Here is a 12,047-nt window from a genome sequence, read left to right on the forward strand (position 1 = left end):
ACCACGGACAATGGCAAGGGGAACCATGGCCTACAAAAACATTATCGTTGAGATCGAAGATCACATCTGTCTGATCAAGCTCAACCGACCCGACGCGCTGAACGCACTGAACCTTGACCTGCTGGGCGAACTTGGTGACGCCCTGGCGGACGCTCAGAAGAATGACAAGGCCCGTTGCATCGTCATCACCGGATCCGAAAAAGCCTTCGCTGCCGGGGCTGACATCAAGATGATGGCCGAGAAAAGCTTTGTCGATGTGTTCGCGGGCGACCTGTTCACACCGGAAGAAGATGCGATCATGCGCATTCGCAAGCCGATCATCGCGGCCGTGTCCGGCTATGCGCTGGGCGGCGGGTGCGAACTGGCAATGATGTGCGACTTCATCATCGCGTCGGACACCGCCAAATTCGGCCAGCCCGAAGTCAACCTGGGCGTGATGGCTGGCATGGGTGGGACGCAGCGCCTGACCAAGCTGGTCGGCCGTGCCAAGTCGATGGACATGAACCTGACCGGCCGTTTCATGGACGCGGAAGAAGCCGAACGCGCTGGCCTTGTCAGCCGCGTCGTGCCCGCCAAGAAGCTGATGGACGAAGCCATGTCCGCCGCCGCCAAGATCGCGGAAAAGTCGATGATCACCGTGATGGCGATCAAGGAATCGGTGAATCGCGCGGAACAGCTGCCGCTGACCGAAGGCATCCTGTTTGAACGCCGCGTGTTCCATTCTCTGTTTGCGACCGAGGACCAGAAAGAAGGCATGGCCGCCTTCTCGGAAAAACGCGAACCGCAATTCCGCGACAAGTAACGCGTTTTAAGGGTTCCCTTTACGGAGGTTTTTCCGTAAAGGGTGCCGTCATACATGCGCGTGAGGCCCGCTTTGGCCAGAATCACCGGTTCTGAACCCGGTCGGGTGCTGATGCGCAGCTTTTGAAACGTTAACTACACCCGATGAAGGGAACAGACACATGGCAAATTCGCCCCAGTCCAAAAAACGCGCCCGCCAGAACGAGGCTCGTTTCGCCGTCAACAAAGCCCGCCGTTCGCGCATCCGCACCTTCCTGCGCAAAGTCGAAGAAGCGATTGCGTCCGGCGACAAGGAAGCCGCGACCGCTGCCCTGAAGGTTGCCCAGCCCGAGTTGATGCGCGGCGTGACCAAAGGCGTTTATCACAAGAACACCGCAGCCCGCAAAATGTCGCGCCTGTCGGCGCGCGTCAAAGCCCTGGGCTGATCGCGATTCTGGTCGAAAGACCAGTAAGCAAAAACAGGCGGAGCGTGTCCTCAAAGGCACGCTCCGTTCGCGTTTTCGGCGGTAAAAATTGCATTAGTGCAAGCCGCTTGGGATTCGCTCTGGGAAAGACTGAGTCAAGCACGAAGATCAGTTGCACGCGCCGCGGACAGATTGCTAATTTGCCTTCAGCGATTCACATCGCCGACTTGGGACTATGATACATCAAGGGTTAACCCCTTGAAAAATTAGGTTAAAATCTGACCTGAAGATTGAATCGGAGCCTGTCCGGTGCAATCGACGCCAGTATTTGTTGCCGACTTGGGGGTCGGTGGGGAAATCTGCGTCACTCAGTGAATGCCGGACCGTCTCGGACCGGTTTGTTAACTTATGTTATGTCTCCTGGCCCAATCGGGCGATCCTGCGCCAAGACTGCGGTCTTGTGCAGCGAACGTCCTTGGTCGTGCACGCTTAGGTGAGGCAAGCGTGCCGGAAATGTGGATCGTCAGGTGCTTGGGGGCGCCTGGTGTGAATGTGTTTGGGCAAAGGGCTGTCAGTGAGCAGTCCGTTTAAGAAACCGGGTCGAGGTGACATGACGAACGAAGAATGGGGACTTGTTCGAAACAAGCTGCAAAAGGCTGTAGGGCAGAACAACTATACCAACTGGATTGAACCGCTTGAATTTGCCGATCTGAAGAACGGCGTGGCAAGGTTTCTGGTTCCGACCAACTTCATGGGCAACTGGGTGGATCGGAACTTCGGTGACAAGATTCTGAATCATATGGTCGGCGAAGGGCTGAAGGTCTCGCGGCTGGACTTCGAAGTTCCACGCAAACCCGCGCAGGCGAAGCCCTCATCGTCGCAGAAGGTTGACGGCGCGGAGAGTGCTGCCCCCACCGCTTCTGCCACCCGAACCGATCAGGACGACCTGCCCGGCGCGCCGCTTTATGACCGCTTCACTTTCGACAACTTCGTTGTGGGCAAACCCAACGAGTTGGCCCATGCCGCCGCCCGGCGCGTCGCCGAGGGCGGCCCCGTCACCTTCAACCCGCTGTTCCTGTATGGCGGCGTGGGTCTGGGCAAGACCCACCTGATGCATGCCATCGCGCATGAAATGACCAGCCGCAACCCCGAGCTGCGCGTCGTCTATCTGTCGGCGGAACAGTTCATGTATCGCTTTGTGCAGGCCTTGCGCGAAAAGCAGATGATGGATTTCAAGCAACTGTTCCGCTCGGTCGATGTGCTGATGGTGGATGATGTGCAGTTCATTGCGGGCAAGGACAGCACGCAGGAAGAATTCTTCCACACCTTCAACGCGCTGGTGGATCAGAACAAGCAGATCATCATCTCGGCCGACCGTGCCCCCGGCGAAATCAAGGACCTGGAAGACCGCATCAAGAGCCGTCTGCAATGTGGCCTTGTGGTTGACCTGCACCCGACCGACTACGAATTGCGTCTTGGCGTGTTGCAGAACAAGGTCAATGCCTATCGCGAGCAATATAACGGGCTGGTGATTGCCGATGGCGTTCTGGAATTCATCGCGCATCGTATCTCGACCAATGTGCGCGTGCTGGAAGGCGCATTGATGCGGCTGTTCGCGTTCGCCTCGCTTGTCGGGCGCGAAGTGACGATGGAGCTAGCACAGGACTGTCTGGGTGACATCCTGCGCGCCTCGGATCGCAAGGTCACGGTCGAAGAAATCCAACGCAAGGTCAGCGATCATTACAACATTCGTCTGTCCGACCTGATCGGCCCCAAGCGGGTACGCACCATTGCCCGACCGCGCCAGGTGGCGATGTATCTGGCCAAGCACATGACCTCGCGGTCGTTGCCCGAAATCGGGCGTCGTTTCGGGGGTCGCGACCACACCACCGTCATGCACGGGGTGAAGCGGATCGACGAACTGAAAGTCGCCGACGATCAGATCGCCGAGGATCTTGAGCTTCTGCGCCGCGCGCTTGAAGCCTGATTTGGCAAAACGACGGCGGGTTTTGGGCCTATCCCCTTGACCCGCCCGCGAAAGAATCAGACATTCCCAATAATAAATTGAGCCGGGCGGCGAGCATGATATGTTCCTCGCCCCGGTATCTGTCAGGAGTGGGACATGAAGATCAGTATCGAACGCGGCGCGCTGCTAAAGGCCGTGTCACAGGCGCAATCCGTTGTTGAACGCCGCAACACCATTCCCATTCTGGCAAACGTCCTGATCGAAGCCGAAGGCAACAGCGTCTCGTTTCGCGCCACCGATCTGGATATCGAGGTTGTCGACAAGACCGATGCCATGGTCGAACGTGCAGGTGCCACCACGGTCTCGGCCGTGACCCTGCACGAGATTGTGCGCAAGCTGCCTGACGGCGCGCTGGTGCAACTGACCGATGATGGCGCAACGGGTCGCCTGACGGTCGAGGCCGGGCGTTCGAACTTCTCGCTTGCCACGCTGCCGAAAGAAGATTTCCCGGTGATGGCCTCGTCCGAGTATTCGGCCAACTTCTCGGCCCCCGCGCCGGTCTTGCGCCGCCTGTTCGACAAGTCGAAATTCGCGATCTCAACGGAAGAGACGCGCTATTACCTGAACGGTGTCTATATGCACGTGGCCGATGCCGAAGGCGGCAAGGTGCTGCGCTGTGTCGCCACCGACGGGCACCGTCTGGCCCGCATCGACGCCGACCTGCCCGCAGGTGCTGCGGAGATGCCCGGCGTGATCGTTCCCCGCAAGACCGTGGGCGAGCTGCGCAAGCTTTTGGATGATGACGATGCGACCATTGCCGTGTCCGTATCGGAAACAAAGATCCGCTTTGCCACGCCCGCGATCACCCTGACTTCGAAGGTGATCGACGGCACCTTCCCTGACTACACCCGCGTCATTCCCACCGGAAACACCCGTAAGCTGGAGGTCGACGCGACCGAGTTCGCGCAGGCCGTTGATCGTGTGGCCACCGTGTCCAGCGAACGGTCGCGCGCGGTCAAGCTGCAACTGGACGAAGACCGGCTGATCCTGTCGGTGAATGCACCGGATGCGGGCGCGGCCGAGGAAGAACTGGCCGTGGCCTATGGCGATGAACGGTTGGAAATCGGCTTCAACGCCAAGTATCTGCTTGAAATCGCCAGCCAGGTGGACCGTGAAAACGCGGTGTTCATGTTCAATTCGTCCGGCGACCCGACCCTGATGCGCGAAGGCAACGACACCAGCGCCGTCTATGTCGTCATGCCGATGCGTGTTTGACCGGGACCGCACCGCCACCTGATGCCCCGGCGGGCATTTTTGCGAACCGATACGGACAGGGGGCGTGATGCTGGCCCTGCGTGAGCTGACACTCAGCCATTTCCGAAGCCACCGCATCGCGCGGCTGTCGCTGGATGGGCGGCCCGTGGCCATTCATGGCCGCAACGGCGCGGGCAAGACCAACATTCTGGAAGCGGTGTCGATGCTGTCGCCCGGTCGCGGCCTGCGCCGCGCCACGGTGGACGAGATGATCCGCCGCCCCGAAGGCGTCGGCTGGAAAGTCACCGCCACCCTGCAAAGCCTTCACCAGATGCACGAGGTTGAAACCTGGGTCGAAGCGGGCAGCCCCCGACAGGTGCGGATTGATGGCAAGACCGCGCCACAGGTCGCCCTTGGCCGGATCGCGCGCATCGTCTGGCTGATTCCGGTGATGGACCGTCTGTGGGTCGAGGGGGCCGAGGGGCGCAGGCGGTTTCTGGACCGCATGACCATGAGCTTTGAACCTGACCACGCCGACGCTGTGCTGACCTATGAAAAAGCGATGCGCGAACGCAACCGGCTGTTGAAGGATGGTCAGCGCGACGATCATTGGTATGGCGCGCTGGAAAGCCAGATGGCCCGCGCCGCCACCGACATCATCGCAAATCGCGCCGCCACGCTGTCGCAACTCGCCGCTGCGCAGGCCGAGGCCGAAACCGCCTTTCCCACCGCAAATTTGTCTCTGATCCAGCCGGAAAGCACTGAATTGCCTGAAACCGAGACTGATCTGGCGCAGGCGTTCGCAGACAGCCGCCCGCGTGACCTTCTGGCCGGACGCACGCTGATCGGCCCGCATCGCACAGACCTTGCCGCCATCTATGCCGCCAAGGGCATCGCCGCGCGCGATTGTTCGACGGGTGAACAAAAGGCGCTGCTGGTGTCGCTGATCCTTGCCAATGGTCGCGCGATTGCGCGGGATTTCGGCGCCCCGCCCATCCTGTTGTTGGACGAAGTCGCGGCCCATCTTGACGCCACCCGCCGCGCCGCGCTGTATGACGAGGTCTGCGCCTTGGGGTCGCAGGCATTCATGACCGGCACCGGCCCGGAACTGTTTGCAGAACTGGGCGACCGTGCCAGCCATTTCGAAGTCAGCGAGGTCGATGGCACCTCGCGCATAGAAGAGGTGACACAATGAAAACCAACCGCGTGAGCCTGATCACCCTTGGCGTCAAAGACCTTGCCCGCGCCCGCGCCTTCTATGAAGCCATCGGGTGGGAGCCCTCGGGCGTGGAGGACAAGGTGGTGTTCTACGACATGAACGGCATGAAATTCGGGTTCTATACGCTGGAGGGATTGGCGAACGACACAGGGCGCAAGGTCGAAGACCTGAAAACCGGCGCCATGACCCTTGCGCAATGCTTCCCGACCGAGGCCGAAGTGGATGCAGCCTACGAAGCCGCCTTGGCCGCTGGGGCCACCGCGGTCGCCCGCCCGGAAAAGGTCTTTTGGGGCGGATATTCCGGCTACATTGCCGACCCCGACGGGCATCTTTGGGAATACGCCATGAACCCGTTTTGGGATTTGGACGAAGACGGCCACCTGAAATGACGATCACGCTGGCAGAGCTTGGCTTCTATATCATCGGTCTTTACATCCTGTTTCTGACGCCCGGCCCGGTCTGGGTCGCACTGGTGGCGCGGGTCATGTCAGGTGGGTTTGCACAGGCCTGGCCCCTTGCGATGGGCGTCGCCATCGGAGACATCTTCTGGTCCGTGCTCGCCGCCCTTGGCATGGGCTGGGTCGCGTCCAGCTTCGGCAGCGCGATGCTGGTTCTGAAAATCGTGGCAGCCCTGTTCTTCGTCTGGCTGGGCGTGACCATCATCCGCTCTGCCGACCACAAGATCACCAAAGATCGCAAACTGACCCGCCCCGGCATCTGGGCGGGCTTCGTCGCAGGCCTGATCGTCATCCTGGCCAACCCCAAGGCGATCCTGTTCTACATGGGCGTCCTGCCGGGCTTCTTCGACCTGTCACGCCTGACCGCACCGGATGTGGTAGCAATCGGCGCCGCGTCCTTCCTTGTGCCGCTGACGGGCAACCTTGGCATGGCGTTCTTCATTGATCGCGCGCGTCAATTACTGTCTTCACCGAACAGCTTGCGGCGCATGAATCTGGCCGCTGGGAGCCTGTTGATTCTGGTCGGTCTGATCATCCCATTCACCTAGGCGGAAAAGACCCCCTGTTTGACACTAAATCTTGTGTCAGCTAGGTGACATTACCCCCGAAAATAACTATATTTTCCGGACCAAATAACAGGAAGGCCCTCATGGCTGATGACGCGCAAAACGGTGCCGGATACGGCGCCGATTCCATTAAAGTTCTCAAAGGGTTGGAAGCAGTTCGGAAACGCCCCGGCATGTATATCGGGGACACCGATGATGGCTCGGGCCTGCACCACATGGTGTATGAGGTCGTGGACAACGGTATTGACGAAGCTTTGGCCGGTCATGCCGATGCCGTGACCGTCACTATTCATGCCGACAACTCGGTTTCCGTGTCCGACAATGGCCGCGGTATTCCGACCGATATCCACCCCGAAGAAGGCGTCTCGGCCGCCGAGGTCATCATGACCCAACTGCACGCGGGCGGTAAGTTTGACTCGAATTCCTACAAGGTGTCGGGCGGTCTGCACGGTGTGGGCGTATCGGTGGTGAACGCTCTGTCCGATTGGCTGGAGCTGCGCATCTGGCGCGATGGTAAGGAACATGTCGCCCGTTTTGAACGCGGCGAGACCGTCAAACATCTGAAGGTCGTTGGCGACTGCGGCGACCGCACGGGGACCGAGGTGCGTTTTCTGGCCTCGACCGACACGTTCTCGAACCTCGACTATCAGTTCAAGACGTTGGAGAACCGTCTGCGCGAGCTGAGCTTCCTGAACTCGGGCGTGCGGATCGTGATCGAAGATGAACGCCCTGCCGAGAAACTGCACACCGAGCTGCATTATGACGGCGGCGTCAAAGAATTCGTCAAATACCTGGACCGGTCGAAAACGCCGCTGATGGACGAACCGATCTTCGTTACCGGTGAAAAAGACGGCATCGGGGTTGAGGTCGCGATGTGGTGGAATGACGGCTATCACGAAAACGTGCTGCCCTTTACCAACAACATCCCGCAGCGCGATGGCGGCACCCACCTTGCAGGCTTTCGTGGTGCGCTGACGCGGACCCTGAACCTTTATGCCAACTCGACGGGACTGGCGAAAAAGGAAAAGGTCAACTTCACCGGCGACGACGCGCGCGAGGGTCTGACTTGCGTGCTGTCGGTCAAGGTGCCCGATCCCAAGTTTTCGTCCCAGACCAAGGACAAGCTGGTCAGCTCGGAAGTGCGGCCAGCGGTCGAAGGGCTGATGAACGAGAAGCTGCAGGAATGGTTCGATGAAAACCCGAACGTCGCCAAGCTGATCGTCGGCAAGATCATCGAGGCCGCCCTGGCCCGCGAAGCCGCCCGCAAGGCGCGCGAGATGACGCGCAAGAAATCATCGCTCGACGTGGCGTCGCTGCCCGGCAAACTGGCCGATTGTCAGGAACGTGACCCCGCCAAGCGCGAACTGTTCATGGTCGAGGGCGACTCGGCCGGCGGATCGGCAAAACAGGGACGATCCCGCCACAATCAGGCCGTTTTGCCCCTGCGCGGCAAGATCCTGAACGTGGAGCGTGCGCGGTTTGACCGGATGTTGTCCAGCCAGGAAATCGGCACCATCATCACCGCGCTCGGCACCGGGATTGGTCGTGATGAATTCGACATTTCGAAGCTGCGTTATCACAAGATCATCATCATGACCGACGCAGACGTTGATGGCGCCCACATCCGCACCCTGCTGCTGACCTTCTTTTTCCGCCAGATGCCGGAACTGATCGAAGGGGGATACCTCTATATCGCGCAGCCGCCGCTTTATAAGGTCAGCCGCGGCAAATCCGAGGTCTATGTGAAGGACCAGGTCGAGCTGGAGGACTACCTGATCGCGCAAGGGATCGACGGCACCGTTCTGCGTCTTGCGAATGGGGAAGAAATCGCTGGCGCCGATCTGGCCCGAATTGTAGAAGCCGCCCGCAGTTTCCGCCGCATACTTGACGCCTTCCCCACTCATTACCCACGCAACATTCTGGAGCAGGCCGCCCTTGCCGGCGGGTTCGATCCGGGTCGCGCCGATGCCGATCTGCAAGCTGTGGCCGAAAGCGTGGCGGCCCGTCTGGACAAGGTGGCCGTGGAATACGAACGCGGCTGGCAGGGTCGGATCACCCAAGATCACGGCATTCGCCTGGCGCGCATCCTGCGCGGGGTCGAAGAGATCCGGACGCTGGACGGTGCCGTTCTGCGCTCGGGCGAAGCCCGTCGTTTGTCGGAAGTGTCGATGGACACGCGCGATATCTATCGCGACAGCTCGAAACTGGTGCGCAAGGATCGCGAGATCCTGGTCCAGGGACCGATCGACCTGCTGAACGCCATTCTGGCCGAGGGCGAGAAGGGCTTGACCTTGCAACGCTACAAGGGTCTGGGCGAAATGAACCCCGACCAGCTGTGGGAAACAACGCTGGACCCCGAGGCACGCACATTGCTTCAGGTGAAGGTCGATGACCTTGCCGACGCCGATGATCTGTTCACGAAGCTGATGGGCGATGTGGTCGAGCCAAGACGCGAGTTCATTCAGCAAAACGCGCTGTCGGTTGAGAACCTGGATTTCTGATTGCGGCGCAGCGCGCGGAAACCAGAGCACTTACCGAGCTTCCAAACAGGCGATCACCAACGAGAAAGGGGCTGACACAATGTCAGCCCCTGTTTCAATTCTGCGGGAACCCGGCCCTAGCTTTTACGACGTCGTCCAAGCGCACCAAGCGCACCCAAACCCGCAAGCAGCATCAGCCCCGCCGCAGGAAGCGGTACGGGTGATACCGTCAGGTTATCGAAGGCAACCCCGATCCCGCGGGTCTTGGTTCCATTGAACAGGAAATCCAGAGACATGATCCGGCTTCCACCCGCGTCAAAGCTGAACCCCCAAGCCTGTCCATTCAGGGACGAATGATTGTAGGTATTCATGAATGTCGGGCTCAGGATGCTGGATGTGCTCCCATCCTTGAAAGTTGCGATTACTTCCCAGCCTTCAGAGCCCTGAGAGGTGTTTCCGTCAATGTCCCAGATTTCGGCATTTACACTCGACGCCCCACCCATGAAGCTAAGCGAAAACACCGGATTGAACTTGCTAAGATCACCCCGAAGCGACTTGGTCGATCTGAGGAAAAAACCGTCCAGCGAACTCGTCGCCCGGCCAGCCTCGGAATCATAGACTCCATTGCGGTCATTCAGGAAACCCTGCAGCCCGCCATCGGCACCGCCACTCGCCTCGACCGACATCGTATTGTCATTCACTGTCGAAATTTTGACTCTCGACAGGTTGCCGCTGGAATCCAACAGCCTCTCACCATCCCCCAAGACCTGGTTGTCAGAATAACCCGATTCAAAATTTACCAAGGTCGCCGCGGACCCGATTGCGGGCACAAGGCCCAGGGTGAGGGCGACAACGGAAACTAAAACACTCGCTCTCTTAATCATTAAACCCAACTCCACCAAACTCAAATCTGTCCCTATTTCGCACCCTTCTGGATGTGTCGTCCACATAAATCACATTGATTCGCCTTAAAGTGGCCACATTCCGGCGCATCCCGGAAACGGTTCAAATCTAAAGAGAATTATGTGTCCCTGCCGGAGACAGTGCGCCGCTAATCGCTTTCACTCAACAGCTGTCGATTCAGCACGGGTATCCCGTTTGAGGGACAGTGTCCAAAGGGTTCAGGAAGGCAAGAAGTGGGTTGGAAGTGGTGCCGCTGAAGGGACTCGAACCCCCGACCCCATCATTACGAATGACGTGCTCTACCAGCTGAGCTACAGCGGCCCACAAATGGCTGCCACCCATAAAGCGCAGCAGCGATCGGGGTTGTAGACGCGGGGCGTTGGCTGTGCAAGCGAATTTCGCGCCCCTTGCAAGCCCGGCGCGATGTTTTCATGTCAGAAACAGGCCCGGTCATCAGCGCCCGTGCCCTCCACACACCTTTGCCCCGGCAGGTCAGGGTTTTGGCGCATCCGCTTCCTCGGGGCTGTCAATGTCAGCATCCACCAGTTCGGCCTCCAACACATCGTCTTGCGGCCCATCTTCCGGGTCAAGCAATTCGGTGGTGTCGTCGACAGCTTCGGTTTCACCGACAATCAGAGGCAGCATTTCGGCGCCCCCCTGCATCGCGTGATCGGTTTCCGGAGCAGGTTTCCAGGCCAGCGTGTCAAAGCCCTGACAGCCGTCACAAATCGGGGTCCAGGCCGCGTGCACATGGTTGCAGTTGTCGCACACCCATTGCGGACCCCGCGGGGCGGTCACGGCGCGGGCCAGCAACGCGCGGACGGTCTGGTCATCCGCGCCCTCGCCCCTTTCAATTGCAGCAAGCAGTGTCAGGGCCCGCTGGCTGGGCAATACTTCGGGCAGATCGCCCAGCGCCTTGCGCGCTTCGGTGTAGTTTTCAGCAGCAATGTTGAGTTCGGTCAGCAACATCCGCGTTTCCGGGTCACCATCGCGGTGCTTGGTCAGTGCCCGGAACCGCACCAGACGATCGGCGGGCGTTTCATCGGGCACGATTTCGGCAAACGCGGCGGCGATGTCGGGGTGGGGCTGGGCGCTCCACGCCTTGATCAGAACGCGCGACGCATAGCGCGGCTTGCCCTGTTCGATATAGGTGCGCGCCGCCATCACCGCGGCGGGGACCAGATCGGGCGACAGGCGGTTGGCCTCGATCGCGGCTTCGCGGGCCTTGATGTCATTGCCTTCGTTCAGAACGCCCTTGGCTTCCGACAGTGCCAGAACCGCATCGCGCCGCTTGTGCACATCACGCGGCAGGTCACCATATTTCAGCTTCGCCCCAAGTGTCTTGCGCGCGCCCGACCAATCATTATGCCGTGCTTGCAGACCCAGCAGAACATCCTGCGTTTCCGTGTGTCGCGGCTTCAGCGCAAAGGCCTTCTGCGCCAGCTTCATCGCGGTTTCGGTATCCCCTTCGGCCAGCTTTTGTTTCATGATCCCGCGCACCCCGACAAACTGCGTGCGTTCATCTTTCAAAAGGCGCCGATAGACTTCGTCCGCCTTGCGCTTGTCGCCCGTCATCTCGGCGGCCTGCGCGGTCAGAAGGTTGGTCAATTCGGGACGATGCAGATATTTCTCGGCCCGGCTGGCCTTGGACATGGCCGTGCTGCCTTCGCCGGACGCCAGCGCGATCATGCCTTCGGCCAGCGCCTCATACCCCTTGCGTTCGCGCGAACGGTCGAAATAGCGCGAAATCGCCGTTTCGTCCCCGTTCACAAAGCGAATGAACGCCACCAGCAAGCCCAAGACGATAATCGCCAGCCAAATCGCAACCACCAGCAAGACGCCGGCAATCACGGCTTGAAGCGGTTCCAGATTGTATTCGGTCGCGCCAATGGCAATGCGAATGCCCCCTTCGGTTTCCATCAGGAACCCGGCCCCAAGCGTCAGCAAGGCGATGGCAGTCACGAAAAGAATAATCTTGAAAAGAGACCAAAGCATC

Annotated in this window: 10 protein-coding genes and 1 tRNA gene; 8 read left to right on the forward strand and 3 right to left on the reverse strand. The window is 59.7% G+C overall.

Translation table 11 applies throughout. The features are described 5' to 3' along the window. Window positions 1-25: 25 nt before the first annotated feature. From IE188_RS12130 to gyrB, 8 genes are all read left to right on the forward strand, one after another. A complete protein-coding gene (locus IE188_RS12130) occupies window positions 26-802 on the forward strand; it encodes an enoyl-CoA hydratase (RefSeq protein ID WP_191286773.1) in 777 nt (258 codons plus the stop codon). Window positions 803-962: 160 nt separating this feature from the next. Continuing rightward, on the forward strand, window positions 963-1,226 hold the full coding sequence (gene rpsT, locus IE188_RS12135; protein ID WP_191286774.1) for a 30S ribosomal protein S20: 264 nt from the start codon (window positions 963-965) through the stop codon (window positions 1,224-1,226). A 589-nt stretch (window positions 1,227-1,815) separates the two neighbouring features. Beyond that, window positions 1,816-3,192: a chromosomal replication initiator protein DnaA gene (dnaA, locus tag IE188_RS12140; protein WP_191286775.1), complete on the forward strand. Its 1,377-nt coding sequence runs from the start codon at window positions 1,816-1,818 to the stop codon at window positions 3,190-3,192. Window positions 3,193-3,327: 135 nt separating this feature from the next. Beyond that, a complete protein-coding gene (dnaN, locus tag IE188_RS12145; protein ID WP_191286776.1) occupies window positions 3,328-4,446 on the forward strand; it encodes a DNA polymerase III subunit beta in 1,119 nt (372 codons plus the stop codon). A 67-nt stretch (window positions 4,447-4,513) separates the two neighbouring features. After that, window positions 4,514-5,620: a DNA replication/repair protein RecF gene (gene recF / locus IE188_RS12150; RefSeq protein WP_191286777.1), complete on the forward strand. Its 1,107-nt coding sequence runs from the start codon at window positions 4,514-4,516 to the stop codon at window positions 5,618-5,620. Further along, window positions 5,617-6,033 carry a VOC family protein gene (locus IE188_RS12155; protein ID WP_191286778.1) on the forward strand — a complete coding sequence of 139 codons (417 nt, stop codon included), beginning with the start codon at window positions 5,617-5,619 and terminating at the stop codon, window positions 6,031-6,033. Before recF ends, IE188_RS12155 begins: the two co-directional genes overlap by 4 nt. After that, complete coding sequence (locus tag IE188_RS12160) at window positions 6,030-6,650, forward strand: LysE family translocator (protein ID WP_191286779.1); 621 nt, start codon at window positions 6,030-6,032, stop codon at window positions 6,648-6,650. The genes IE188_RS12155 and IE188_RS12160 overlap by 4 nt, the downstream gene beginning before the upstream one ends. A 101-nt stretch (window positions 6,651-6,751) precedes the next feature. Further along, window positions 6,752-9,169 carry a DNA topoisomerase (ATP-hydrolyzing) subunit B gene (gene gyrB / locus IE188_RS12165; protein WP_191286780.1) on the forward strand — a complete coding sequence of 806 codons (2,418 nt, stop codon included), beginning with the start codon at window positions 6,752-6,754 and terminating at the stop codon, window positions 9,167-9,169. A 116-nt stretch (window positions 9,170-9,285) separates the two neighbouring features. On the opposite strand, the gene IE188_RS12170 is transcribed toward gyrB, so the two are convergent. The 3 genes from IE188_RS12170 to IE188_RS12180 form a co-directional block, all read right to left on the reverse strand. Further along, window positions 9,286-10,047: a VPLPA-CTERM sorting domain-containing protein gene (locus IE188_RS12170; RefSeq protein ID WP_229836802.1), complete on the reverse strand. Its 762-nt coding sequence runs from the start codon at window positions 10,045-10,047 to the stop codon at window positions 9,286-9,288. A gap of 249 nt (window positions 10,048-10,296) precedes the next feature. Then, window positions 10,297-10,372: transfer RNA gene (locus tag IE188_RS12175), tRNA-Thr, on the reverse strand. Between the two features lie 171 nt (window positions 10,373-10,543). Further along, a complete protein-coding gene (locus IE188_RS12180; RefSeq protein WP_191286781.1) occupies window positions 10,544-12,046 on the reverse strand; it encodes a heme biosynthesis protein HemY in 1,503 nt (500 codons plus the stop codon). Between the last annotated feature and the right edge of the window lies 1 nt (window position 12,047).

The sequence above is a fragment of the Aliiroseovarius zhejiangensis genome (assembly GCF_014656375.1).
Taxonomy (GTDB): domain Bacteria; phylum Pseudomonadota; class Alphaproteobacteria; order Rhodobacterales; family Rhodobacteraceae; genus Aliiroseovarius; species Aliiroseovarius zhejiangensis.